The sequence below is a fragment of the Streptomyces sp. ITFR-21 genome, assembly GCF_031844685.1.
In the GTDB taxonomy this organism is placed as follows: domain Bacteria; phylum Actinomycetota; class Actinomycetes; order Streptomycetales; family Streptomycetaceae; genus Actinacidiphila.
This window is the reverse complement of record NZ_CP134606.1, coordinates 166,145-189,803: the sequence shown is the minus strand read 5'-3', so window position 1 is coordinate 189,803 and position 23,659 is coordinate 166,145. Positions and strand designations below refer to the sequence as shown.

25 protein-coding genes are annotated in these 23,659 nt (G+C 70.0%); 19 read left to right on the top strand and 6 right to left on the bottom strand.

Going from position 1 to position 23,659, the window contains the following annotated elements:
* Positions 1-18 precede the first annotated feature (18 nt).
* Both RLT57_RS31585 and RLT57_RS31580 read right to left on the bottom strand, forming a co-directional pair.
* On the bottom strand, positions 19-1,059 hold the full coding sequence (locus RLT57_RS31585) for an aldo/keto reductase (protein ID WP_311301100.1): 1,041 nt from the start codon (positions 1,057-1,059) through the stop codon (positions 19-21).
* On the bottom strand, positions 1,056-1,457 hold the full coding sequence (locus tag RLT57_RS31580; protein WP_311301099.1) for an ATP-binding protein: 402 nt from the start codon (positions 1,455-1,457) through the stop codon (positions 1,056-1,058). Before RLT57_RS31580 ends, RLT57_RS31585 begins: the two co-directional genes overlap by 4 nt.
* 688 nt (positions 1,458-2,145) lie before the next feature.
* Here RLT57_RS31580 and RLT57_RS31575 point away from each other — a divergent pair.
* The 18 genes from RLT57_RS31575 (at position 2,146) to RLT57_RS31490 (ending at position 17,132) form a co-directional block, all read left to right on the top strand.
* Entirely contained in the window at positions 2,146-2,682 is a 537-nt protein-coding gene (locus RLT57_RS31575) for a hypothetical protein (protein WP_311301098.1), read from the top strand.
* 107 nt (positions 2,683-2,789) lie between these two features.
* The gene (locus tag RLT57_RS31570) at positions 2,790-2,993 is read left to right on the top strand and encodes a DUF5999 family protein (RefSeq protein WP_311301097.1); all 204 of its coding nucleotides are present in this window, start codon (positions 2,790-2,792) and stop codon (positions 2,991-2,993) included.
* A 32-nt stretch (positions 2,994-3,025) separates the two neighbouring features.
* The gene (locus RLT57_RS31565) at positions 3,026-3,628 is read left to right on the top strand and encodes a hypothetical protein (protein WP_311301096.1); all 603 of its coding nucleotides are present in this window, start codon (positions 3,026-3,028) and stop codon (positions 3,626-3,628) included.
* Positions 3,629-3,807: 179 nt separating this feature from the next.
* Positions 3,808-5,673 (top strand): glycoside hydrolase family 15 protein, encoded by a 1,866-nt coding sequence (locus tag RLT57_RS31560; protein WP_311301095.1) that lies wholly within the window; start codon positions 3,808-3,810, stop codon positions 5,671-5,673.
* Positions 5,674-5,721: 48 nt separating this feature from the next.
* The gene (locus RLT57_RS31555) at positions 5,722-6,024 is read left to right on the top strand and encodes a cytochrome P450 (protein ID WP_311301094.1); all 303 of its coding nucleotides are present in this window, start codon (positions 5,722-5,724) and stop codon (positions 6,022-6,024) included.
* Between the two features lie 152 nt (positions 6,025-6,176).
* Entirely contained in the window at positions 6,177-6,701 is a 525-nt protein-coding gene (locus RLT57_RS31550) for a LuxR C-terminal-related transcriptional regulator (protein ID WP_311301093.1), read from the top strand.
* Positions 6,698-7,306, top strand: coding sequence for a DUF6624 domain-containing protein (locus RLT57_RS31545; RefSeq protein ID WP_311301092.1), 609 nt, complete (start codon positions 6,698-6,700; stop codon positions 7,304-7,306). Before RLT57_RS31550 ends, RLT57_RS31545 begins: the two co-directional genes overlap by 4 nt.
* Positions 7,307-7,446: 140 nt before the next feature.
* Entirely contained in the window at positions 7,447-8,388 is a 942-nt protein-coding gene (locus RLT57_RS31540; protein ID WP_311301091.1) for an endonuclease/exonuclease/phosphatase family protein, read from the top strand.
* 54 nt (positions 8,389-8,442) lie between these two features.
* Complete coding sequence (locus RLT57_RS31535; protein ID WP_311301090.1) at positions 8,443-9,336, top strand: endonuclease/exonuclease/phosphatase family protein; 894 nt, start codon at positions 8,443-8,445, stop codon at positions 9,334-9,336.
* Between the two features lie 26 nt (positions 9,337-9,362).
* Positions 9,363-10,259: an endonuclease/exonuclease/phosphatase family protein gene (locus RLT57_RS31530; protein ID WP_311301089.1), complete on the top strand. Its 897-nt coding sequence runs from the start codon at positions 9,363-9,365 to the stop codon at positions 10,257-10,259.
* Positions 10,256-10,930, top strand: a complete 675-nt coding sequence (locus RLT57_RS31525; RefSeq protein WP_311301088.1) for a DUF6302 family protein — start codon at positions 10,256-10,258, stop codon at positions 10,928-10,930. Before RLT57_RS31530 ends, RLT57_RS31525 begins: the two co-directional genes overlap by 4 nt.
* A gap of 182 nt (positions 10,931-11,112) precedes the next feature.
* Positions 11,113-11,538 carry a PH domain-containing protein gene (locus RLT57_RS31520; RefSeq protein WP_311301087.1) on the top strand — a complete coding sequence of 142 codons (426 nt, stop codon included), beginning with the start codon at positions 11,113-11,115 and terminating at the stop codon, positions 11,536-11,538.
* Positions 11,535-12,878: a PH domain-containing protein gene (locus tag RLT57_RS31515; protein WP_311301086.1), complete on the top strand. Its 1,344-nt coding sequence runs from the start codon at positions 11,535-11,537 to the stop codon at positions 12,876-12,878. Before RLT57_RS31520 ends, RLT57_RS31515 begins: the two co-directional genes overlap by 4 nt.
* An 8-nt stretch (positions 12,879-12,886) precedes the next feature.
* Positions 12,887-13,384 carry an NUDIX domain-containing protein gene (locus tag RLT57_RS31510; RefSeq protein WP_311301085.1) on the top strand — a complete coding sequence of 166 codons (498 nt, stop codon included), beginning with the start codon at positions 12,887-12,889 and terminating at the stop codon, positions 13,382-13,384.
* A gap of 24 nt (positions 13,385-13,408) precedes the next feature.
* On the top strand, positions 13,409-14,950 hold the full coding sequence (locus tag RLT57_RS31505) for an HAD family hydrolase (protein WP_311301084.1): 1,542 nt from the start codon (positions 13,409-13,411) through the stop codon (positions 14,948-14,950).
* Positions 14,947-16,038, top strand: coding sequence for a bifunctional GNAT family N-acetyltransferase/NUDIX hydrolase (locus RLT57_RS31500; RefSeq protein ID WP_311301083.1), 1,092 nt, complete (start codon positions 14,947-14,949; stop codon positions 16,036-16,038). Before RLT57_RS31505 ends, RLT57_RS31500 begins: the two co-directional genes overlap by 4 nt.
* Complete coding sequence (locus tag RLT57_RS31495; RefSeq protein WP_311301082.1) at positions 16,035-16,691, top strand: M15 family metallopeptidase; 657 nt, start codon at positions 16,035-16,037, stop codon at positions 16,689-16,691. Before RLT57_RS31500 ends, RLT57_RS31495 begins: the two co-directional genes overlap by 4 nt.
* Positions 16,692-16,727: 36 nt before the next feature.
* Complete coding sequence (locus RLT57_RS31490; RefSeq protein WP_311301081.1) at positions 16,728-17,132, top strand: class I SAM-dependent methyltransferase; 405 nt, start codon at positions 16,728-16,730, stop codon at positions 17,130-17,132.
* Between the two features lie 561 nt (positions 17,133-17,693).
* On the opposite strand, the gene RLT57_RS31485 is transcribed toward RLT57_RS31490, so the two are convergent.
* The 4 genes from RLT57_RS31485 to RLT57_RS31470 all read right to left on the bottom strand — a co-directional run bounded on the left by RLT57_RS31485 (position 17,694) and on the right by RLT57_RS31470 (position 21,364).
* Positions 17,694-17,831: a hypothetical protein gene (locus RLT57_RS31485; protein WP_311301080.1), complete on the bottom strand. Its 138-nt coding sequence runs from the start codon at positions 17,829-17,831 to the stop codon at positions 17,694-17,696.
* Between the two features lie 166 nt (positions 17,832-17,997).
* Positions 17,998-18,807: an IS3 family transposase gene (locus RLT57_RS31480; protein ID WP_311301079.1), complete on the bottom strand. Its 810-nt coding sequence runs from the start codon at positions 18,805-18,807 to the stop codon at positions 17,998-18,000.
* Complete coding sequence (locus tag RLT57_RS31475; protein WP_311301078.1) at positions 18,804-20,270, bottom strand: hypothetical protein; 1,467 nt, start codon at positions 20,268-20,270, stop codon at positions 18,804-18,806. Before RLT57_RS31475 ends, RLT57_RS31480 begins: the two co-directional genes overlap by 4 nt.
* A 212-nt stretch (positions 20,271-20,482) precedes the next feature.
* Positions 20,483-21,364 (bottom strand): hypothetical protein, encoded by an 882-nt coding sequence (locus tag RLT57_RS31470; RefSeq protein WP_311301077.1) that lies wholly within the window; start codon positions 21,362-21,364, stop codon positions 20,483-20,485.
* A 543-nt stretch (positions 21,365-21,907) separates the two neighbouring features.
* On the opposite strand from RLT57_RS31470, the gene RLT57_RS31465 reads away from it, so the two are divergent.
* The gene (locus tag RLT57_RS31465; protein WP_311301076.1) at positions 21,908-22,930 is read left to right on the top strand and encodes a hypothetical protein; all 1,023 of its coding nucleotides are present in this window, start codon (positions 21,908-21,910) and stop codon (positions 22,928-22,930) included.
* Positions 22,931-23,659 lie beyond the last annotated feature (729 nt).

Genomic DNA, 23,659 nt, shown 5'->3' with positions numbered 1-23,659 from the left:
GGCCGGCCTCTCGGAGGGTCACACGATGGCCTCCACAGATGAGGCACGCTCCTCCGGCTTGAGCAACACGCTCCGTATGCGGGCGAACACCGCATCGGCTGCGGCAAGTTCCTGCTCCGACAGAGGTCGGCCGAGGAGCCCATGGTCGTGCCGGTGCTGCTGCTCGTCGCCGACGCCGATCACCAGTACGGCGTTCTGCACACGTTGAAGGATGGACCGCAAAGCCACCCGGACGAGAGCCTGCGGAGACGAGCCGAACTCGCCAGCCAGCTGTGCGAGACCCTGGGTGATGGCTGACGCCACCGCCCCGCGGTCGGCCGCCGAGCTCGGCCACGCAGCCACAGCACGGTCCACACGACCCCCCGCGAGCACGCCGTGAGCCAGCGGCGAGGCGATCACCAGGCCGACGCCGTGGCGCGCCGCGAAGGCGCCGAGATCTTCGCCGTCCCCGAGATCGGCCAGCGGCAGTAACCCGCTCGCCTGTGTCCAGAGCACATCGGGGCGGATCCGGTCGAACAGATCCAGGAAGCGTCGTGTCGAGCGTTCCGAGGCGCGACATCCCGGGCCTCGCAGCCCGATAGCTCGGATCTGTCCGAGATCGCGCAGGGCCTGCATCTGCTCGATGACCGGGTCAAGGTATCGGTCGCCAAGCCCGAAGTCGTAGGACTCCAGGGTGTAGAGGGCCAACTCGTCCAGGTACAGGTTCTCCAGGGTCTGCTCAAGCTGGTGGCGGACCCGCGGGCCGGCGTAGGGGTGCGGAGCAGAGCCTTGCACTCGGCCGACCTTGCTCGCGACCTGCACCCTGTGGCCCGGGTGCTCCTTGAGGACCCTGCCGACCAGCCGTTCGGCATGACCGCACCGGTGGCTGTCGGCCGTGTCCAGCAACTGCACTCCGTCATTGTCGCCAGCGTCCAGAGCTCGCCGCAGCCCGTCGAGTAGTCGTGCGTCCTGGGGTCGAGGGGCGGCCGGTGCCCAACGGGAGGTTCCGCTGCTGATGCCCAGCGGTCGCACCGTCAGGTCCAGGGCCAGTCGGCGGGGCGCGAGATCGCTCAGGGTCATCGGTCAGCGTCTTCCGCTCGGTAGAGGAAGATCGCGATGACCCGCTTCCCCTTCTTGTCGCGCTGGACTCCCCAGACGCTCGCCAGTATGTCCACCAGAAACAGGCCTCTCCCGCCCTCGTCGTATTCATTGGCGGCCGGGGGCGTCCCCGGCACCGTCGTGATGTCTTCACCGCAGTCCCGGACCTGGACCACTACTCCCCAGTCGTACACATCGAGGGCAATGTCGAGCGCGGCTCCGGCGTGCTCAACGGCGTTGCCCACCAGTTCATCAGCCACCAGGACCACGTCGTCCGTGTATTCGCTGTCGGCCATCCCTGTGAGGGTCGTGCGGACTATGCGCCGGGCGGCGCTCTGCGGGGCTTCGAGGTCGTAGAGGTCGATCTCAGCGTGCGTCATCTCGTGACCGTCGCGTCCATGGACGCACGGCAAGACAGTGCTGGTGGGACCAAGCACGGGGATCACTCCTCGCTGCATTCGCAATGCCCGGGGCGGGGACGGGAAGTCCTGCTGAATACCGTGGCGCATGTCGCAGCGCGGGTGATAGCGAAACCCGTCCCCACTTCTCCCCACTTCACCGACGCCGAGTCTCCTTCCGGTGCGCACAGAGACGCACCCAGAGAACCGGAGCAAGAACAAAGGGGTGGTATTCGTACGCTTTGCGCATGCCGGGATGTCTCGGCACGGGGGCTCGGCCCCATGCTCCCGCCCAGCAGCAAGAGGTCGATCCGCGCGCTAGACGCCGTCCCACCTGGGCGGACACCACGCGGCCGATCGCAACAACGTCCCAAATCGCTGTTAGCACGTCACCGTAATTCCGGTCAAGCACTTCCGTGGAAGTGGGGCGAAGTGGGGTAGCGAAGTCGAGCTTCAATGATGGCGGCCTGCGGAAGGTCATCAACGCCGGACTAGGCGCCCGACTTCACCCCTATTGTCTGCACCTCCCCGAGAGCCGAAGGGAGGTTTCCGTCGCCCTCCACGTCGCCGAAGTGGGGAGAAGTGGGGTCCGAATTCGCTATCGGAACACGCCGAGGAGCGGCAACGCTATTCGCAGTTCCTTCGCTCCGCCGTCCACGGAAAGGTTGCCGTGCTCGCATACGTCTCGTTGATTTTCGGCGCCCTGTCCGGTGCCGCAGCCCGCCCGTTCAGCCCGGCAGGCCAACTCCGTCCGAGGCAGCCTCTGCGCAGCGGAATCGACGTCGTCGGCGCCCTGACCCACCAGCTCCTGGTGGACCCCGACTGGCCACTCCCCCACTGCCAGAGCGAGATCGACGACATGGTGGCCAGACTCCGTGCGCAGCTGCCGGCCTTGGCTTTGGAAGTCGGCAAGCCGCACCCGCCGAACATCGTCGCCGGCCCTGCCCCGACCGACCACATGGGCTCGCGGATCCACCTGATTCTCCTCGCAGAGTCCGCTCAACACCTCCTGTCTGCCGCCCAGTCGGAAGTACCGGTCCCGACTGACCGGACCAAAAACGGGGCGGACGCCACCGCACGGCAGAACACTCCCGTGAACGCCCTCGGATGGCGCCCGCTCTCGGGCTCCGCGTCGACTTCCGGAAAGGCCCGGCGCCACCTCGTCGCCACGGCCGCCGGGACAGCGGAGCGAGGCGCGGCACCGTAGAGCGCTGCCGCCTCCCGGCTGCCGTGGCGAGGCTTTCCCCGCGGCAGCCGGTCCCCTACGCCCCCTTCTCTCTCCCCCCGCAGCGCCGCTTCTTCCGAGGACTCATCATGTGCCAGCACAAGCCCACCTGTCCGTCCGCCGAGGCCACGGACCGCGAAGCCGCCACCGTGGTCGTGGCTCACCCGGACCAGGGCTGGTCGCGGCTGTGCAACGGCGTCCTGCTCTTCGAGGACACCGGCGAGATCCTTCCCGACGGCAGGATCATCGCCCCCCGTCGACTGACCAGCCCCGTGACGAGTGCTGCCGCATGAGCACGACCCGGTACGAACAAGGTGGCCTCCCCGTGCCATACGTCACTGCGTGGAGTACGGAAAGGCACCGGATCCCTGCGGTGGTGCGGCATCCGAGCGGCAAGGGGATCGGCTTCTCGGACGAGATGCCCTACGACCGCGACGCCGACGGGGTGTTGTGGGTCAGGCAGACCATCGGCGCGGGAACGGGCCGGGCCCTGTTCCCAACGGTCCACTCTCTGCGTCAGCGGCGCGCGGTGAGCAGGCTGTTGTGCCAGGTCTGCGGTGCCGACACTCTTGAGCAGGATCCGGAGCGGCAGCTCTTCGTTCTCAAGGACGTCGGCCGGCCGGTGGGCGAGGGAGAGCTGACTACCGCCGCTCCCGTCTGCCCACCGTGCGCGCTCATCGCGGTCAAGCACTGCCCCCATCTGCTGAAGCACGCGGCCGCCTGGGTCGAACGTCCGATGTCCTGGGGAGTGGCGGGCATCCTCTACGACCAAAGGACCTTGCTACCGCTCCCGGGTGACGATCTCATCAAGGTCTCCTACGACGATCCCGCTGTCCGCTGGGTCCTGGCGACACGTCTGGTGCTCTCGCTCCGGGGCTGCAGTCCGGTGAACGTTAGCGACATCAGAACGACGGTCGTGGCCCGATGACGAACGTGCTGGCATGCGTCCCCACTGGAGTTCAGACCCGCTCGTCGAGCCTGGCGCCCCTGCGGTCACGCGCGTCACCGCAGGGCCGGCGAGACGCGCATCACTCCCGTACCCATCTGTGTTCCCCGCCCTGTGCCGCAAACCCCGGGAGCACCCGCACCTATCGAGACGGACATTCCATGGCTGGGCGTATCGAGGACTACGCACTCATTGGGGACATGCAGACCGCAGCCCTGGTCTGCCGTGACGGCAGCATCGACTGGCTGTGCCTGCCCCGCTTCGACTCCCCCGCGGTCTTCGCTGGGCTGCTTGGTGACGAGGAGAACGGCTTCTGGCGCATCGGACCGGCATGCGCCGACGGCGCAAATCCGCCCACCGCCGACCGGCGCAGTTACGCCGACGACTCCCTGATCCTGCGCTCGGAGTGGGACACCCTCCAGGGCACGGTCCGCGTCACGGACTTCATGCCGCCGCGTGACGGGGCGCCGCAGCTGGTCCGGATCGTGGAGGGCCTGACCGGCCAGGTGCAGATGTGTTCTGCGCTGCGGATGAGGTTCTCCTACGGACGCGTGGTGCCGTGGGTCCACAAGGTCGGTGACCGCACCGCGGCTGTGGCCGGGCCCGACTCGGTCTGGTTGGACACCGCGGCCAGTACGCGAGGCGAGGACCGGACGACGTACGCGGACTTCACCGTCCGGGCTGGCGAGCGGATCGCGTTCACCATCAGCTGGCAGCCGTCTCACCGCGGCGAGCCGCCGCTCCCGGAGCCGTACTCGGCCCTGGAGACGACCGCCGAGTTCTGGCGCGAGTGGGTCGAGCAGTGCACCTACCGCGGTCCGTACCGGGACGCGGTGATCCGGTCGTTGATCACGCTGAAGGCACTCACCTATGGCCCCACGGGAGGGATCGTCGCGGCTCCGACTACGTCGCTGCCCGAGGAAATCGGCGGCGTACGCAACTGGGACTACCGCTACACGTGGTTGAGGGACGCGGCGATCACCCTTTCCTCACTGCTGCGGACCGGTTACCGCCAGGAGGCGCACGCCTGGCGCGAGTGGCTGCTTCGCGCGGTAGCTGGGGACCCCGAGAACTTGCAGATCATGTACGGCATCGCCGGCGAGCGCGAGCTCGTCGAGGCGGAGCTGGACTGGCTGGGTGGATACGAGGGATCTTCCCCGGTCCGTGTCGGCAACGGCGCCGCCGGCCAGCTCCAGCTGGACGTCTACGGCGAGACCGTCGAAGCGCTGCATCTGGCCGACCGTGCCGGCCTGGCTCCCAATGACCACGCGGCTGCCCTGCAACTCAAGATGATTGCCTATCTGCAAGAGCACTGGACCGAACCGGACGAGGGCATCTGGGAAGTTCGCGGCCCGCGTCGACACTTCGTCCATTCAAAGGTGATGGCCTGGGTCGCCGTCGACCGCACCGTCAAGCTGATCGAATCCGGCCGCGCCGTCGGCCCGCTTCAGCAGTGGCGCGAGCTGCGCGACGCCATTCATCGAGACGTGTGCGCCAAGGGGTTCGACCGGGAGCGCAATACCTTCACACAGTCCTACGGATCCTCCGAGCTGGATGCGTCCCTGCTGCTCATCCTCCAGGTCGGCTTCCTGCCGCCCGACGACAAGCGCGTCATCGGCACGATCGAGGCGATCCAGCGGGAGCTGTCCACCGAAGACGGGTTCATCCTTCGTTACCGCACCGGCGGCCCGGGAGCTGGCCTGGACGGGCTACCTGGTGACGAGGGTGCCTTCCTGGCCTGCTCCTTCTGGATGGCCGACGACCTCGCCATGATCGGCCGCCTGGACGAGGCCCGCGTCCTGTTCGAGAAGCTGCTCGCCCTGCGCAACGACCTGGGACTGCTCGCCGAGGAGTGGGACCCGCGGCTGAAGCGCCAAGTCGGCAATTTCCCGCAGGCGTTCAGCCACGTTCCGCTCATCGACACCGCATTGCGCTTGCAGCGTGCCTTCGATCTCGCGGAGGCGGCATGTGGGATCCCAGATCCCGTGTCCTTTTCCCACCGGCGATGTCCACCGCGTGGCCAATAGGACAGGGGGATGGGATTCATGCCCCGTGAGCGAGTAGTTCCCCTCTTTGTGTACAGGATCACCCCGGTCAGCGTCTGCGTGCGCGGCTGGGGCAGGACCCCGGCGTTCGGCGGTCAGTGGGGCCGCCTCGGGAAACGCGGGCACCTGGCCTTCGGCCACGGACCGCACTTCTGCCTCGGCGCACCGCTGGCGCGCATGGAGGCCGACATCGCCCTTCGCGCGCTGTTCGACAACTTCCCCAACCTGGCGCTCGCCCACCCCGATCAGCCGCCCCTGCCCCAGGAGTCGTTCGTCGCCAACGGATTCCAGAGCCTGGACGTCGTCCTCTCCCCGGTGCCGAACCAAGCCTGAAACCTCTGGTGCCCCTCCTGCTCGGTGCCGAGACCACGTGGCACCTGGCCGCGGCGCACCACTTCGGTGCGCCGCGGCCGCCAACAGCGGACCGGCCCAGCTCCGTTCCACCGTCCCCACCGCCAAGCCTGCCCCTCGAGTAAGGACGAGCCATGGCCGCCATCTTGCGCTCAGCAGCTGAACTGACCACCCTGACCCCCACCCAGAAGCGCGTCGTCGAGAAGATCGCGGCCGGCCACAGCAACCAGCAGGCCGCCACGGAGCTCGGCATGAAGACCGGCACGCTGGGCGGACACGTGATGAGCATCGGCCACAAGTTCGGTGTCGCCTCCCGCCCGGCCAAGGTGCACGCCGCACTGGCCAGCGGGCAGGCCTGCGCCCCCGACGCGCCAGCCAGCGTGCCAAACTTCGCCGAGGACGAGCTGCGACTGCTGCACGCTGTCGCCACCCGTTCGGAGAACGACGAGATCGCCGCGGCCGCGGGCATCGCACCGGTGCTGGTGACAACGCGCATCCGCGATCTGGTCGAGAAGGCCAGCGCCGTCAACTCCAGCCATCTGATCGGCCTGGCCCACGCGTGGACACTCCTGGGCGCCCGCACGACCCCGGAGTCGGGCACACCGGCCGTGCCGCCTCCGACGAGCCCGCACCGGCCCGTCTCCGGAGGTACGCGATGACGACGCCGTCCTCCCAGCCGCAGCGGCCCGACATCGCCCAGGACCTGATCCAACGCGCGAACGCCGCACGCGGGAACTGGCGAGGAGCCCGCGCGACGGCCACGCCCCCGCAGGCGTCGGCGGCGCTCGACGCCGCGCTGCTCGCAGACCGTGCCAATACCCAGCTACTCGAACGGATCGTCTCCGCTCACGGGTGGCCCGGCCGCAGTCTCGTAGGGGACGAAGCCGCGCGGGCGGCGCTGACGCTCGCGTTGCACGCCGAGCACGACCCCCGCGCCCAGGACTCCTTCCTTCGTACAGTCCGTGAAGCCGCCCAGCGACACGACGTGACCCCCGGGCAGTGGGCGCGCCTGTACGACCGGTGCCTGGCGCGCGACGGAAAGCCACAGCTCTACGGCACACAGCATCACTTCCAACCCGACGGCGAGCTGAAGCTGCACCCGGTCCAGACCCGCGAACAGCTCGACGCCCGGCGCGCACAGGTCGGCCTGCTCCCCTACGCCGACCAACTCCAATTGCTGCGCGAACGCCTATCCGGAAAGAGCAGCTCGTTACCGGCCCAAGACGACGAAGACGACCTCGTCCTGGCCGGGACCAGGTCATGAGCCGCAACCGGTCCCTCCCCGGCGCCGCCGTCCGAACAAGCACCCCACTGTGACGACCCAGGCGCATCCCGCAGCCGCCTCCATCCCACTGACCTCCGACGGCGACCGCCGTCCATTATCCCGCACCAGGAGATGACGCTTTGAACCTGTCCACCACCGACGCCGACGTGATCCGCATCGCCTCCTGGAACGTCGAGCACAACGGTCTGCCCGGCCACACCGCGGGGGTCGGCGACGACCGTCGCCGGCACCTGGCACATGACGTCCTGCGTGCTCATCGGCCCCACATCGTGCTGCGCCAGGAGCTGACGCTCGCCCACCTCGACGGGAAGCGGCCCCTGCACCAGGAGGGCAAGGCGCTCGGCCTGGCCGCGGTGATGGCTCCGGGCACCCCCGAGAGCCCCAACCCCACCGGTGTGCTGTTCGACCCCCAGTTGTTCGCCTTACACGCGGAGTACACGCACGTCACGAACGACTGGCACCCGATCTGCAACCCTGTGGTCACGCTGCGTGGCGACACCGAAGCCACGAGGCCGCTGTCCCTGGCTTCGTTCCACCTGTGCTCTTATGACCCCGCCACCCGCGAGACCGAGGCCAAGCGCCTGGTCACCCTCGGCGGCCAGAAGCGCACGGCGATCCTCGGCGGGGACTGCAACTCCTACCCGCACCGCCCCTCCGACGAGCGCGTGCCGCTGCCCGACTGGTCCACGGTCAAGGACCCGGCGCACTTCGAGCACCGCACGGTCCGCACCGCCGCTGGCCGGGTCTCCGACACGATCCCCGACGAAGTCCTCGCCAGCACCAAACCGGGCGGCGGACGGGTGTTCGTCGAACTCGGCCACCACGCCGCCACCGAGCTCGGCCAGCCCGGTGGACTGGACGCGACCGCGAGCCTGTGGCGCAAGGACCAGGGCCACCGCAGCCGCATCGACCGCATGTACTGCACGCCTGACCTCGCGCTGGCCCTGCGGTCCCTGGAGGTCTTCGCCGACGACACGGTCGCCGAGGTCTCCGACCACGCCCTGGTCCTGGCCACCTTCGACCGCGAGGCCTTCCGCCGCGTCCTCACCCCCGCCCGGTGAGCCCCGCCGCCGCGTCCGCCCCAGCATCGAGACCACGAACAGGGAATGCCGTCTGTGACCAATGAAGTGCGCATCGCCTGCTGGAACGTCGAGCACAACGGCCGCGGCCGGAGTGGAGGCGACGACCACCGCGACTTGGCCCGCGACATCCTCGCGTCTATCGAGCCGCACATCGTGCTGCGTCAGGAGCTGACCGGCGCGTGGGACCGCGGGAAGGCCGACCTGTACGCCGAGGCCAACCGGCTCGGCGGCCTCGTCTCGTTCATGCCCGCGCCGCGGGAGGGGCGCAGCAAGAACCCGGTCGGCGTGATGGTCGACCCCGACACGTTCTTCGTCGACGGCTACTTCGAGCACGACCTGCCGTGGAAGCCGATCTGCAACCCCCGCGTCCGCCTCAAGGGCTGCCCCAAGTCGCTCGACCTTGCCTCGGCGCACCTGTGCCACTATGACCCGGACCTGCGCGCGACCGAAGCGAGGCGGATCACCACCCTCGCCGACAGCGGCCGCAGCGCCTTGGTTGGGATGGACGCCAACAGCTACCCACACCAAACAACGTTGGAGTCCGTGACGCTCCCGGACTGGGACCAGGTCGGGGACCGCGTCCACTTCCAGCACCGCACCATCGAGCGCGACGGCCGGCGCGTCTCGGACACCCGGCCGGACGAGATCCTCTCCGGCGGCGACCCCGTCTTCACCGACCTTGGCCTGCACGCCGGCACCGTCCTCGGCCAGCCTGGCGCGCTCGCGGCGACGGCGAGCCTGAAGCGCACCGATCAAGGGCCCGCCCAGCGCATCGACCGCATGTACTGCACCCCCAACCTCGCGCCGGCCCTCCTCGCCTTCGACGTCCTGGCCACCGACGAGGTGCGCGAAGTGTCCGACCACGCCCTGCTGGTCGCGCGCTTCGACCTCGACGTCCTCCGACAGGTCCTCACACCCGCCCGCTGACACATCTACCTCTGGGGGAACGCACCATGGAAATCAACGCAGCGATCTGCAACTTCGAGAACAACGGCGGCGGAAACCGCGCACTGTGGCAGCGGATGCACGACCGGCTGGCCTCGCTCGACCTGCATCTGCTCCTGCGGCAGGAGGTGTGGAACGCACAGGACAACGGCAACGAGCTCGCGGACGCGGCCGAAGCCGTGCTCGGCATGGCCGGCCTGATCGGCCCGGAGTGCTGCACCGCCCTCTACCACGACCCGGACCTCTTCACCCCGATCGGAGAGTTCCCGAAGACCGGCCCCATGTGGGTGCTCCCGCCGACCGTGCGCAGCCTGCAGCTCGCCGGCACGGTCCCCGGCGCGGCCCCGCTGATCGTCGGCTCGTACCACCTCAACTACGGCTCACCCACAACACGCCTGTCGGAAGCCGAACGGCTGACCCAGTGGAACGACCAGTGGGTCACGGCCGACGGGCGACGCATCCACTACCCGGCGCTGCTCGGCGGCGACACCAACAGCTACCCGGTCCCCGGCACCCCGGGAGACCCCGCCCTGCCCGTCCTGGAGGAGATCCCCGACGAACCCCACCGGGCGCACCGCTCCTACATCGGGCTGGACGGCGTGCGCAGGATGGACGACCGACCGGACGACACCCTGCGCACCGCCGGGCTCCAGGACGTCGCCCGTCACCTCGCCACCACCGCAGGCAACACCGCCGCGGTCGCGCCGACGGTCGACGCCTACGACACACACGGGCCGGACTCGCGCATCGACAGGATCTACGCCAGCAAGGAACTCCTGCCCGCTGTCCGCGCGGTCGAGGTCATCGACATGAAGGGACTCTCCGACCACCACACGGTCATGGTGCGCCTGGACCGGGACACGCTCACCGACATCCTCAACCACCCGCTCACCCGGGCGGCATGACCGGTGGCAACCACAAAGGGCCCGCGCTCCACATGCTCCGCACCCCACTCGCGCACATCGCCGCACCACTCTGCCGTCCCTCGCCCGAAACGTGCGCCGAGGACTACGCCTGGTTCCGGGAACGCCTCGCCGACCCCGACCTCCTCGACCGCGCGGTCGGTGTGAAAGTGAGCGGCGCCGTACTCCTCGCGGTGCCCGCCGGCGGGCACCGCAGCGGCGGCTACCTGTCGGTGGGCAGCGTGGCCGATGCCGTACGCGTCTGGGCGGCCCTCCGGGGCCACCCAGGATTCCGGCGAATCCGGCTCGGCCTGTCGGTCCACCGCGACACCTGCCACACCGTCGACTGGGGTCCCCGGCAGCCCTGGGACGACGCGGAACGTGGCAGGTACTTCGGGTACGCGCCGTCCGCCATCGACTCCTTCCTCCACCACGTCTCGATGTTCGACCAGCCTCCAGAGCCCGCGATGAGCGAGCCGGACCAGGCAGGTGTGCGGAACTGGCAGCAGGATCCGCTGCTGTCGACGCTTCGCGACGTCGGAGGCTGCCTCGCCGTGATCTTGATGGGCGTGCTGGTCACCGTGCTGGTGTCGGCGGCCCGCGGCACCTGGCCGCTGATCGGCACTGCCCCTTCGCCTCTCGTCATCCACCGCACTTCACAGGACCAGCGATGACCACGAACCCGCCTGTACCCACTCAGCGCCCCCAAGCCCCGGACGACAAGGTGGAAGCCGTCCTTCCGGCCCACGCTGCACCTCCCACGCGGGAGTCCGCCTCCGAGACGATCTTTCACACTCACGGGAAGGCCTTCACCCGCCTTCCGCGCCGGGCCCTGACCGTGTGGCGCGCGGCCACGGTGTTGTTCACCGCTGCCGCGGTCCTGGTCGTCGGCGGCCTCGGGGCTCTGCTCGTTCCCCGCCTGTGGGCGGCGGTCCCCTCTTGGCCGGGGTGGTGCGCGGCGGGCGCGGCGGCAGCCATAGGCCTGCTGCGGTTCACGCGCCTGCCTGCTCGCTGGGCGCGGACCGGCTACCACCTCGCGGACCAAGAGTTGTGGATTCAAACGGGGCTGTGGCGCCGCACGCTGGCCATGCTTCCGTACGGGCGCATCCAGTCCGTTGAGGTCGAGTCCGGTCCGCTTCAGCGCCGCTACCAGTTGGTGTCGGTCATCGTGGCCACCGGCTCCTTCCACAGCTTCTGGCTGCACAACATGGACGTCACCGCGGCGGACGAGATCCGCGACCAACTGCTGCGCGCCGCCCATGAACAGCAGGTGGCCCTGTGACCGAGCCCGCCGTCCTCGAAGGGCGACTTCACCCCATCACACCGTGGCGCCGAGCATGGGCCACGGTCACCGGTGCCGTCCTGTTCTTCTTCCGGGACGCCGAATCGTGGATCAAGTCCGCCGAGACCTGGCCCCGCTGGGTCCTCGCCCTCGCCGCCGCGGCCGTCTCCCTGTTCGGAGCCGGCTACGGCTACCTGTCCTGGAGAAAGACCTCCTACCAGCTGACCGACGACGCCCTGCACGTACGCGCCGGCATCCTCTTCCACCGGCGGCACCGATTCGTCCTCGACCACCTCCAGGCAGCCGACATCCACCGTCCCCTCCTCGGTCGGTGGATCGGCGTGTGCAGCCTCCGCCTGTCCGTCTCGGGGCAGAGCGCGATGCTGAGCTATCTGAGTGAGGCCGACGCCTCAGCGCTCCGAAGCGCCCTGCTGCGGCGCATGTCCGGCGACGCGTCCACCTCGGACGAACCGGTCGCTGAACCCGAACTGGTCGAGCCGCCGCTGCTCGTCGTCCCCGCACGCCGGCTCGCCCTGTCGATCCTGCTGGAGGCCCACACCATGATCCGCGTTGGGATCGTGGTGATCGGTGGACTGGTTCCCTATCTGATCTTCCACGAGCCGCTCGCCCTGCTCTCCTTGGCAGGATCGGCCGGCGCGGTGTGGAAGATGACGTACGGGCGCTGGCCCCGTTACCACGGCTGGACCCTCACCGCGGCCCCCGGCGGCTACCGCGCCGAATACGGCCTGCTCGACCGGCGACACCAGACCTACCGCCACCAGCGGACTCAGGCCATCACCCTGGTCCAGCCTCTCCTGTGGCGGCGTCGCGGGTGGGTGCAGATCCTGCTCTCGACCGCGGGCTACCACCACCCCCTCCTCCTCGTGCCCGTGGCGACCCTCGACGAGGCCGAACGTCTGACCGCCGATCTGTACGGGCCCGACGCCGTGCAGCTGCTGAACACTCAGACGCCGGCCCCTCGCCGCGCCCGATGGGCCACCCCTTGGAGCCACGTGCTGTCCTGCAACGTCAGCTCCGAGTTCGTGAGCGTGTGGCACGGCCTCTTCCTGCGCAACGTCAGAACGCTCTGCCCCACTTCCAAGACGCAGAACGTCGAAACGAGCCAGGGTCCCTGGCAGCGTCGTCTCGGACTGGCCACCGTGCACCTGGCTGTGGCCGGCGGGCCCGCGCTGTCCGGGCGCCATCGCGACGCAGACGAAGCCCAACGAATCGCTTCGCGCATGCTGACCCTCGACCGGACAGCGCAAGCGCCGGAGAGGAACGACGCTCTGGTCCCCGGGTTGCTGACTTCACGCGATCCACAAGGCGCGGCCTCATGAGCCGATCGGTGACCTCGTTCGTGCGCCGTCACCGGCGCCAGCAGGCAGACGCGCCCCGATGGCACCCCCGAGCAGCCGGCTCGCTCGCCCTGTGGCAACTTGGCGGCGAAATCGCCCTGTTCTTGCCCACCTACAACACCCGGGGCTGGTACCTGCCGGGCGGAGCCCTGGAACGGGACGAGGACCCCGAGCACGCGCTGAGCCGTGAACTGCTGGAGGAGACCGGGCTACGCCGAGAGCCGTTGCGCTTGCTGGTGATCGAATCGGTCCGTGCCGACCCGGCGCGCGGCAAACCGGCGGGCGAGAACTACATCTGGCAGGTCGAGCCGCTGACCCACCAGGAGTGGGACAACATCCGCCTGCCGCCCGAGGAGCTGAAGGACAAACGCCTCGTCGCACCGAATGACCTGGGTCGTTTCGTGCTGCCCACGCTGGAGCGCCGCATCCATATGGCGCTCAAAGCGCAGGCCGCCGGCACCACGCTCTATCTGCCCCCCAGCCACTGACTGACGATGAACAGGAGCGCGGCCGTGCCCCCTTCTTCTCCGAGGCCGTCACCGCCCAGCGCGATCGCGTTCGACTTCGCGGGCACGCTGACCACAACCGAGCGGCGGCGCCCCGACGGTGCCCTGGTCCGCCGCGTCCTGGCCGGTTTCGGCATCGACACGGCCCCCGATGTCGCCGCCAGCTTCGATACGTCGCTGTGGCGGTACTACAGCGAATCCCTGCCCGATTCCCTCGAACGCCTGGTGCGCGCCACTGCGACCCGCCACGGCATGCACCTGCCTCCCATGAAGACGCTGCTCGACGAGATCTGGCGAGAGTGCGGCGACCATCCCGTCGACCCGGAAGCGGCCGATGCAGTGCGCGCGCAGCACGCAGCGGGCCGGATCACGGTGCTGGCCAGCAACACCTGCCGCCCCCCGGCGTATCGCCGGGCGACGCTAGCCGTGGCAGATCTGGCCTGCATGCGCTTGGTCTGCTCCAGCGATCCGACGGTCGCCGTGGCCAAGCCGTTCGACCGGTTCTACCGGCGGGTGATCGAGGTGGCCGGGGTACCGGCGAGCGAGATCGTGTTCGTCGGAGACCGGCTGGACAAGGACGTGATCGGGCCGTGCAACGCCGGAATGCGGGCCGTGGGCCGGGCTGGCGGGTCGCGCTCGGGAGCGTCGATCACGTCGATGTCGACGGTGATGGGCCTGACCGCTTCTCTGCTGGAGGAGCTTGAACTGCGCCCCGGGCAGAGGGTGTTGGACGTCGGGACGGGCGCGGGGGTGACGGCCGCAGTCGCGTGCGGAATCTGCGGCGATGGTGGAGTGGTCACCCTCGACCGGGACCGGCATCTCACGGACGCGGCCGCGGTCCGGCTGGCCGACCTGGGCTTCCGGCCGCAGATCGTGTGCGGCTCGGGCGGACAGGGAGTGGCCGGGGCGGAGTTCGACCGCATCTTCGTGTCGTACGCGATGGAGCGTGTACCGATGGCGCTCGTCGAGCAGCTCGCCCCCGGTGGCCGGCTCCTCGTCCACGTCACCAGCGCGTCGCCGTCGTGGCCGGGCCTGGCCGTCGTGGAGCGCACTGCCTGCGGGCGGATCGCGGCGGAGCTGCGGGCCGTGGAGTTCGCGCACCGGGCCGGGCACGGCATGGAGCGGATCTGGCTGAGCGAGGAGTTCCGCCAGCGCATCAACGCCGAGCCGGGCGACTGGACTCAGCGGAGCATGCTGGCGCCGCCGGCCGATGCCGACCGGGGCCTGTGGCTGGCCGCGGACCATCTCCTCGGCGGGCTGGTGAGGGACTTCGGCGCCGAGCACCTGGTGATCGGCGCGCCCAGCTGCGGCTCGTGGCTGCGCGTGGAGCCGGTGAGCGACAGGCGCTGGAACATCACCACGCGGGGGCCGCGCGACATCTGGAAGGAGGTTCAAGACCTGGCGGCCCGGTGGCGGGCGGCCGGCAGCCCCAGCCGCTACCGCCTCCACATCGATCCAGGCGGCGGCCAGCGGGCCGCCTCGGCGTGCGGCCGCTTGTCCTGGCCTCTTCCCACCCTCCGCCCGCTCGACGAAGGACCCGCCGCATGACCTACCCCGACGCCCCCGTCCCGAACCCGTGCGGAGACCAGGCGGAGCTGTTCGCCGCGGCCGCCGCCGGGTACGACCGCTACCGCCCCGGTGTGCCGACATTGCGACCGCCGGTCCGCGCGGCAACCCCTGCTGACGCCGAGGCCATCATCCGGATGCGCTCCCAGTACGTCCTGTCCGCACCGATGACCGAGGAGTGGATCCAGCGGTGCACGGACGAGCTGGCGCCACGGTTGGCGCCGGAGGGAGACGCGCGGGCCTTCGTCGTCGAAGCCTCCGACGGCGCGATAGCCACCTGCGCCCTCGGCCTGATCCATCCCGTGCTCCCGGCCCGGTCCTACCCCCGGGGCCTGGCCGCCCTCGTGCAGCTGGTCGCCACCCGGCCCGAGGCCCGGCGCCGCGGCCATGCCCGGGCCGTCGTCTCCGCGCTCCTGGACCACCTGGCCGACGAGAACGTCACGCTGTTCGAGCTGCACACCAGTGCGGAGGCCGCGCCCCTGTACCGGGAGTTCGGGTTCAGCGGCGATCCGGCACTCATGCGAATGACCCGGCACAGCACATCCACCGACGCCCTTCCTGACGCGAGAACGGACTCCTCGTGGGTGCCGCCGGAACAGCACGCCCAGTCCCTGCCCAAGGCCGTCGCCTTCGTCTGCCTCTACGTCACCGACGAAGACGACCGGCCGCTCCAGCTGCACTCCGTCTACTCCCCCGGCCACCCCTGGCACATGATCGGCGGCGCGATGGATCTGGGCGAGCGGCCCTGGGAGGCGGTGGTGCGCGAGTGCCGGGAAGAGACCGGCATGACCGCTGCGGGTCCGCCCCGGCTGCTGGCCGCCATGTACGGGCAGCCCCGGGAGCAGCGTCCGTACAGCACGCTGCAGCTGATCTTCGACGGCGGTCGCCTCACCGACGCGCAGATCCGTGGCATCCAGCTCAATCCGCGCGAGCACGACGCGGTCCGCGTCCTGCCCCTGGCCGGGTGGGAGGCGTTGATGCCGGCCCGCGATTTCGTACGGCTACGCGCCGTGGAGGAGGCCCGCCGCACCGGCGTGGCCGCGTACGTCGACACCTGGGGGAACGCATGACCAACAGCGGCATCGTCTTGATGTCCGACCGGCGAGTCGCCGCGATCCCTGTCCAGGAGTGCGGCGAGGTCCTCCTCGACGCCCGGGTGCACGGCCTGATGGTCGACGACCGCAAGCAGGACGCTGCGGGCGCCTGGGCCCACGTCCGCCAGGGCGTGCTCACACGGCTCCAGCAGGCGCAATCGCTGCTCCCCGGCGGTGTGCGGTTGCTGTTCGTCGAGGGCTACCGGCCCCCGTCCCTGCAGCGCCGGTACTTCGAGGAGTACTCCGACGAGCTCGCGCGCGCCCATCCGGACTGGCAGGCCGCTGCGATCCGGGAGGCTGCCAGCCGCTTCGTCTCACCGCCGGAGATCGCGCCGCACTCCGCCGGCGCGGCCGTCGACGTGACACTGATCGACCACCAGGGCCGCGAGCTGGATATGGGCACCCGCGTCAACGCCTCCCCGGAGGAATCCGACGGCGCCTGTTACACCGACGCCCCGGGCCTCAGTGTCCGGGCTCGCACGAACCGGGCCACATTGGGCGGCGCGCTGTCCGCCGCAGGCTTGATCAACTACCCGACGGAGTGGTGGCACTGGTCGGTCGGCGACCGGTACTGGGCGCTGCAGACCCGGCAGTCGGCCGCCCTCTACGGCCCCGTCGAACTGCCCTGAACCACCACACCACCCTTCACGAACAAGGAGCGATCTGTGGGAATCACCCCAGCCGACTGGTCCGAGCACTACACCCAGGGGCGAGGTTTCCGGCGGCTCGGGAACGAGGAGAAGACCCTGCTCGTCGAGCACGCACCGGCGCCCGAGGGCGGCCGCGCGCTCGATGTCGGCTGCGGAACAGGCGAGATGTCGGTCTACCTTGCCTCGCTCGGGTACGAGGTGGACGCCGTCGACCTGGCCGATAGCGCGCTCGCGCGGGCCCGCAAGGACCACCCCGACGCGTCGGTGCGGTGGCTGCGTCTGGACATCGAACGCGACGACCCTGCCCCGCTGGACGACACCCTCCTGTACGACCTGGTGGTCTTCCGCCTTTCGGTGGCCTTCCTGAACGACCGAACCCGTGTCCTGCACGCTCTGGGGCGCCGACTGCGCGAGGTGTAGGTTCCCAGATCCGGTGTCCTTTTCTCATCGACGATGTCCGCCGCGTAGCCAATGGGACAGGAGGTCGGGAATCATGCCTCGCGATCGCGTAGTTGGCCTCTTTGCGTGCGGGACCGCCCCCAGTCCGCTCCGCGCGGGGCCGGGGCAGGACCCCAGTGAACGGAACCGGAGGGCCAACCTTTCGCGAATGCTGCACAGGAGACCCTCGAGCTCGTGACTGCTGCGCCGGATTGGCCGACCTACTTCCCCGGCGCGATCTGCTCTCCGCCCGGAGTCGCCAATAATGTTGTCTTGTGACGGATCCGCTCTTCGATCTCGATTCGTCGATCTCAGCGCTAAACCTTTCTACTGGCGTAGAAGCCCAATGCGGAATTCGATTCCGCCGCGTAGGCGTCATAATGGACGACTCTTGGCGGCAGGGACGCCGTCCGCGACGGGCGGCGGTCTCCCTGACCGATCCCACCGCGCAGTGGAAGGTTCGCCGTGACACCGCGGCACTGGTCTCGTCGTACCGCACGGGGGCTTTCGCAATCCCGTACCGGCTCGGGTGGGAACTGCCTCCTACCGTTCAGCCCCGCAGGCCCTCAGCGCGGCGCCTTTCTCCTTGCCGCGGCTCCTGGTCGGGGTGGCCATGGCTGGCAGCATCGTCTGGCTGGTCCATGCCGAGACCAGGTCCTTCGGGGTGGCTGGTCTGGGCACTGGATCGACCGTCATGGCCGAGACCCGGTGGGCCCGCAGACAGCACGTCTCATGGACCGTTTTGAACAGCCGTGCGTTCTCGTCCCTGTGCTGTCCGCCCCTGCCACAGACGCATAGAACGAGGAAGATGCAGTGAAGTGACCCCTCGGGTCCCGACACTTTCGTTTTATGCCGCGAGGTCCAGCCGTTGGTGGCAGCGGGTCCTCGCCTGGTGCGGCGTGATGTAGCCGATCGTCGAGTGGATCAGCTCCCTGTTGTAATGATCCGCGATCCACCGGAAAACGTCCTGTCGAGCCTCCGATCTCGACGCCCAGACCGTGGTGCCGATCTCAGCTTTCAGGACGGCGAAGAAGCTCTCTGTGGCGGCGTTGTCGAAGCATGAGCCCGTCCGGCCGGTACTGTGCCGCATGTCCAACTCCACCAAAAGCGCCCAGAATTGATGAGACGTGTATTGCGATCCGCGGTCCGAATGAAAGATCGCATTGCCGGCTGTATGCCCGCCGGTATGGGCCATCCGAACCGCGTCCACGACCAGTTCGGTGCGCATGTGATCGGCTAGCGACCAGCCCACCACTTCGCGCGTGCACAGGTCGATCACCGTCGCCAGGTACAGCCAGCCCTCAGCGGTCGGCAGGCAGGTGATGTCCCCGACGAGTTTCAGGCCCGGCATCGGCGCGGTGAAGTCCCGCTGGATCAGATCCGGCGCGGGAGGGGCCGTGCGGTCCTGTTTCGTCAGCGACCTCGACTTCCGTCGCGTGATCCCGGCGATCTCGTGCTCGCGCATGATCCGCGCGACCCGCTTGCGGTTCACCACGTGCCCCTGGTCGCGAAGTTTGCGGGTGATCCGCAGGGCCCCGTAGGCTCCGGGTGAATCGGTGTGGATCTCCCGGATACGACCGACCAGGACCTCTTCCTCACCTGCCTTTTCCTGCCGCGCCAGTTGCCGACCATATCTGAGCCCTCTTTGTGGCCTCACCAGCAGCTGGCCGTGCCCGGATCGGGCTCGGCCAGCCGTGCGAAGCGCCAGTTGAGGGACGTCGGGAGCCCGGCGGCGGCCAGCACGTCGTCGATCCGGGCCCAGTCGGCGGCGCGCTGCCACGACATGTCGTACCCGGCCGGCGGGACGACGGCGACCTCGGGGCGGTGCGGGCCGGGCAGCAGCAGGGTTCCTTCGCGGTGCCACGCCTGCCAGGCGTCGAGCGGTTCACGGTAGGCAATCGCATCGACGCCCGGGTGTCCGGTGAGCTCCGCCGTGAACAGCGCCGGCAGCGACGGATCGCCCTCGGTGTCGGCCTGGATCTCGGCGAGCTCCTCGACGTGCAGGTAGGCGGTGTCGGTGATCACCTCGGGTCCCAGGACCGCCGGCCCGCCATAGACGACCAGCCGTCCCCGGCCGTCCCCTGGCGGGGGCAGGGCGGCTCGGGCCTCCTCGATCCGGGCCGGCAGGCCGCCTGCCAATGCGGAGACGATCGCGGTGTCGTAGCGCAGGCTGTCCGAACCGATCATTTCCACCGGCTCGGGGTGGACCGGGGCGTGGGTCAGACCGAGCAGCCCGGCGGCGCGGTCAACGGTGAGCTTGTGCAGCCCCTGCTGCGCGGCCCCCGGGTCGGACAGGTCGGCGGTCAGCCGGCCGACGGCCGCGGCGAGGGTGTCCAGGGCGGCGGAGACCGGGACGAGCCGGCGGCGGCCGTGCGCGCGGACGGCGAGGACCGGGCCGAGCAGCGGGGCGCCCGGGTGGTAGCGCAGCGGCATCGCCGCCAGGTCCGCGGTCAGCCAGTCCAGTGCCCGCCGGGCTCGCTGCGCATCCCGGCACCGGTCGGCCAGCACCTGCGGTCCCAGGTCGGCGAGGACCCGGGCGGCATCCACCTCTGCGGGGACGACGCCGCACGCGAAGCCGTCCGCCAGCTCGTCGGCGGCAGTCCGGGGCCAGGCGGGGGCGAGGGCCTGGACGGCGTGGTCGGTGTACTGCAGCACCAGCTCCAGCACGTCGGTGAGGGTGAATCCGTGGGCCGCGGCGAGCTGGTCGTCGACGGCGAGCGCAGTCATGCGGGTCTGCCGCAGCACGATCAGGGGGTGGTCGAGCTGGCCGGGGTGGACCAGCAGCAGCCGGCCGGCGGCCTCGAAGCGCACCAGGGCGCGCGGGTCGCGCGGCTCGGCCTCGGTCACCGCCATCCGCCCCGGTGCCGCCCGCACGGCCGCGTCGATCAGCACCGGCAGGTCCTGGGCTCCTGCCTCGTCTCCCGGGTGCGGCGTACGGCGCAGCACCCGGGTCCACAGCAGGAGCAGGTGGTCGTGGAGGCGGGCGCAGTCTGGGGAGCCGAGCGCGGCGTCCAGGAGGATCAGCAGCGAGGTGGTCGAGTACCGTCGCAGCACCTGGTCGACCGGCTTCCACCGCACCGCCCGCAGCTGCCCGGACGTGGGCCGCTCCACCGTCGTCATCGCATCCCCTCGTCCCCGTGACTTGGTGCTGATCGTGGCAGGAACACGGGCCGGACGCCGGAGGTTTCGGGCGACAGCGCCGGCCCGGCCCGTGCGCCTGGTCGTCCCCGCCGCTCCGGTGGAGCCGATGCTCGCCCGTTCCGTCGCCGCGCTGCCCGCCACGGGCGGCAGGCGACTGCTGTTCGAGCAGAAGACGCGCTGGCAACCGGCGTTCATGCCGCGCTCACCACCTCAGAGCACTCGGCCGCGCGCGACGAGGGCACCAGAGCGTCACCGTCGAGCGGCAGGTCCGCGCACCGCGCCATCCGCTCCCGCCAGCCACTCGACCGCTCCCGGACCGGCCCCTGGACCGCGGCCCGGACCTGGCCGAGCCGATCCGCCAGCAGTGCGTCGGCGCACCGCCGGGCCGCCTCGCCGGCTGCGGCACGAACCTCCGCCTCGCCTCGCCGCCGCAACCGCTCGACCGCGGCCACCCGCTCGCCCTCGACGCGGGCCTCCGGACCATCCAGCAGGACCTCCAGCGCCCGCGCGCGCTCCCGGCCACGGATCTGCTCGGTCAGCTCCCTGACCTGCCAGGCCACCACCGCCTCCGGCAGCCCCTCGGCGCGCAGCCGCCGCGCCGTCTGCCCGGCCTCGGCCTCCAGCCGCGCGAGGCATTCGGCCAGCCGGCCCGACGCGCCCGGATCGTCCACCGGGCCGACGGCCACCGCCGCGAACTGCGCGGCCTGCTCCAGGGCCTGCCGCGCCGCGCGCTGCTGCGAGCACGTCAGGCACAGCCCGCCGGCCTCCGGCACCCCGCACTCCTCGCACGCCTGCGCGGCCAACTCCGCCTCGGACACGGCGCGTTCCTCACGACGCCGGGCCCACGCCTCCTCGCGCCGGGCACGCTCCACCACAGCCCGCTCCCGCCGGACGGCGGCCTCGGCGGCCAGCCGGGCGACCTCCTGGCCGAGCCGCTGTTCCACCTCCGTGCGGAACGCCTCCGGCTCCAGGCGGGGCAGCTCGTCGGTGACGCCCCGCGCGACCTGGTGCCGCAGGGCACGCCGGTCCTCGATCAGCAGCTCGCAGGACGGGCACACCAGCCCGGTCTCCATCCGGACCCGGTCATCACATCCCGTGGCGTAGCACTCCGCCCGTTGCGGCAGACCCCGTCGCACCAGCCACCCGACTGGATCCCGTACCGGCTGCCCGCACTGCGCGGCCAACCGCCGCTCAAGCCGCTCCGCCAGCACCACTGGCGCTTGCTCCGGGCCCACAATCCCGCTCAGCCGGACCAGCTCAGCCTGCGCCGCGGCCCGCACTCGGTGCCGACCACCCGCATGCCCGATCCTCGCCCACTCCCAACGCGCCGGAGCCAGCACCCGCGTCAGCCCTCGAGGCAACGACCACCCGACGACCACCGACCGGCCTGCCGCCGCAGCCCCTCCGCGCTTCCATCCGGCGTCGAGATCCTGCTGTTGTTCCCCGCGAAGCGGGCTACCGCGGCCCCGCGACTCGCCGAAGCCATCCACCGGGCCTGAACCAGGCTGATCCTCGCGCTCGCACGCGCGTCCCCGCAACGCCGAGGACCCCGATACGGCTTCGCCGGAAAAGCGAGACGAAGCAGCACTAGAACCACCTTGAGTAACCACCGACGCGTGGTCGGCGTGGAGCGGTGCACATTCGGCCCCACCATTGACGGCATCGATGGCTTCGTCAACGGCCTTTTCGCCCAGGTCAGAAGCGATGTCAGGCTCAGCTACCGGCGCCTCGACTCCCATCTGACCCCTGAGTGCACCATCCACGTCGAGCAGACCGCCTTCCAGGACCGCGAAGAAGCCCGGCTGCACCCACCCCTCCCCCGGCTTTCCAGGCTCCCCGGGTTCCACCGGATCCGCGCAGTGCACGCACCCCAAGCCCCGGCCATCCGAGCCGTCATCGCCGCGCTCTACGTCTGCCGGCGCCTCGTCCGGCACGACCCGCAGAGCCCTCGCGAAACGTCCGTGCGCGGCGGCCACCGCGGGCACCACCACCTTCACCCTTACGCCCGCCAGGCCCCGGCCCGGCACGTCGAGCAGCCCCTGCCCAACCAGACCGTCCACCACCCGGGCCGCCTCCGCCAGAGAGCACCCCAACAACCGCGCGACCGTCGCATCCGCACGATCGAACCCAGCAGCCACCGCTCCGCCCACCAGCCGCACGCTGCCATCCGGCCGCGCCGCCAGCACCAACCGCAGCAGCCCGAGCCGCTCAGCCGCCGCCCCCCGGCCGCGACGCGCCGCGAGCAGGCCAGGAGGCGTCTCCGGCTTACCCACCGGCGCCCACCCCGGACCGAAAACGGCCTCGCACAACGACAGCAGTACCGCGAGATCCCGCTTCTCCAACGCCAACGGGTCGACACGCCGCGCCTGAGCAGCCGTCAGCGGCAGCAACTCCCAGGACAGACCGGCCACACGGCGCACCCCTTCGACCGATTTCGTCACTACATCGGTAGTTACCGCACCATTCATGCGCAGGGCGGGAAGGGTGCGGTGGTCGACCCAGGATTTGGACACGCCAAGCCATCGAGCCAACTCAACAGCAGGCAGTTCGAGTTGCGACCTACCTGCTGGAGATTTCGCCAGCAGGACTACCGCAGCGAGGGCGACCGAGGCCGACTGCGGCCGGAGGGACCGGTCTGACAACAGTGCGTCAAGTGCCTTGGAGAGACGCTCGCGCGTACGTCGAAGCAACAGCAGCGGGTCGCCTGTTGAACGGCCGAGGGACGAAGGCGAACTCAACCTGCCTGACCGCTGGCGGAGGGCTTCTTCTCGTCGCGGCCAAGCGAGATAGCGATTTGCGGTGTTTTGGGCGTAGTCCGAAGACGACTCCTGCGAGCCTCTTTTTGGCAATACGAGACTAGCCCTATGGCTGGCGGCTATGATCTGCTCCAGAACAACATAGGGATGAGGGCAAAACGCAACCGACCGCTCGACCATCTTTCCGAAGATGCCTGGTCAGCGGGGGTGAGAGCGTCGGCCGCGCGAGAGCGGCCTCAGGTCAGGTCAGGTAGCCGTTGCACCCCTCCCCTGTCGTTGCCGGCGGTTGGCCCCGCAGGGAACGACTGAAGGCCGACGAGGTCGGCTTGATGAAGTGAACATGTGAAGAGCTCGGGGTGGCCCCCCGGGCGATGGGCGGCTTGGCTGAGCCGCCCGGGAGGCGACCTGAGGGTCGCCTTTTTCGTTCTCTCGATCACGGGCTCGCGACTCGGTGACCATGGCTGTGGGCGAGGCGTTAGCGCTACTGGAGCGTGACTGTGCCCCAGTGATCGGAGAGTTCTGTGGGTTCGGCGCAGAGGTTACAAGGGCCCACACCGGGGCTGCTTCAGCCTCGGCGCCCTTAACCGACACCCCAAACATCACGGGAAACAC

Excerpts from the sequence above, each read along its gene's own strand:
- RLT57_RS31585 (WP_311301100.1), bottom strand. The coding sequence starts at position 1,059 with ATGACCCTGAGCGATCTCGCGCCCCGCCGACTGGCCCTGGACCTGACG.
- RLT57_RS31580 (WP_311301099.1), bottom strand. The coding sequence starts at position 1,457 with ATGACGCACGCTGAGATCGACCTCTACGACCTCGAAGCCCCGCAGAGC.
- RLT57_RS31570 (WP_311301097.1), top strand. The coding sequence starts at position 2,790 with ATGTGCCAGCACAAGCCCACCTGTCCGTCCGCCGAGGCCACGGACCGC.
- RLT57_RS31560 (WP_311301095.1), top strand. The coding sequence starts at position 3,808 with ATGGCTGGGCGTATCGAGGACTACGCACTCATTGGGGACATGCAGACC.
- RLT57_RS31550 (WP_311301093.1), top strand. The coding sequence starts at position 6,177 with ATGGCCGCCATCTTGCGCTCAGCAGCTGAACTGACCACCCTGACCCCC.
- RLT57_RS31545 (WP_311301092.1), top strand. The coding sequence starts at position 6,698 with ATGACGACGCCGTCCTCCCAGCCGCAGCGGCCCGACATCGCCCAGGAC.
- RLT57_RS31530 (WP_311301089.1), top strand. The coding sequence starts at position 9,363 with ATGGAAATCAACGCAGCGATCTGCAACTTCGAGAACAACGGCGGCGGA.
- RLT57_RS31525 (WP_311301088.1), top strand. The coding sequence starts at position 10,256 with ATGACCGGTGGCAACCACAAAGGGCCCGCGCTCCACATGCTCCGCACC.
- RLT57_RS31500 (WP_311301083.1), top strand. The coding sequence starts at position 14,947 with ATGACCTACCCCGACGCCCCCGTCCCGAACCCGTGCGGAGACCAGGCG.
- RLT57_RS31495 (WP_311301082.1), top strand. The coding sequence starts at position 16,035 with ATGACCAACAGCGGCATCGTCTTGATGTCCGACCGGCGAGTCGCCGCG.
- RLT57_RS31475 (WP_311301078.1), bottom strand. The coding sequence starts at position 20,270 with ATGACGACGGTGGAGCGGCCCACGTCCGGGCAGCTGCGGGCGGTGCGG.
- RLT57_RS31470 (WP_311301077.1), bottom strand. The coding sequence starts at position 21,364 with ATGGAGACCGGGCTGGTGTGCCCGTCCTGCGAGCTGCTGATCGAGGAC.